Annotated in this window: 1 tRNA gene; it reads right to left on the minus strand. The window is 48.1% G+C overall.

Features of this window, described 5'->3' with window-relative positions:
• Window positions 1-455: 455 nt before the first annotated feature.
• Window positions 456-530 (minus strand) — tRNA-Glu (locus R7P74_RS28290).
• Window positions 531-563: the final 33 nt, after the last annotated feature.

Raw genomic sequence — 563 nt, forward strand, 5'->3', positions numbered from 1 at the left:
CGTCGCGGCCAGGTCACCCTGTCCGGGCAAAATGTTGTATTTGCCGGTTACGAGCAGCGTTGCACCGGCTTCACGGGCAAGTTTGAGAGAAGTTGCAAGGCTTGGCAGACTTGAAAGCGGAATGCGGAGTTTCTGTTGTAATGCTTTTCTTTCGCCGTTTGATACTACGTCCAGTCCTGGCACCTTCAACAATTCACTCAGAGATAATGCAAAGCTTTCACCGACCCAATTGAAATCGGACTGATTAGAGGCGTTTTCAAAAGGGAAAACAATTATTCGGTCCGTTATGCGCGTTACATTCTGTGAATAGCCAATGCCGGCGGCAAACATGATTAACAGAAACGCAAAACGTATAGGCCGGTTTTTCATCATAAATACCCGTAAAACAAAAATTCGCTTGTTTGGCAAGCGAATTTTCGTTAAACACCTTTTGATGCCGCAAAAGCGGAAAAAGTTGGTATCCGGTACGGGATTTGAACCCGTGTTGCCGCCGTGAAAGGGCGGTGTCCTAACCCCTAGACGAACCGGACACAGGTTTCTCGCGTCAATCGGAACGCGAACGA

The sequence above is a fragment of the Vibrio sp. 2033 genome (assembly GCF_033339735.1).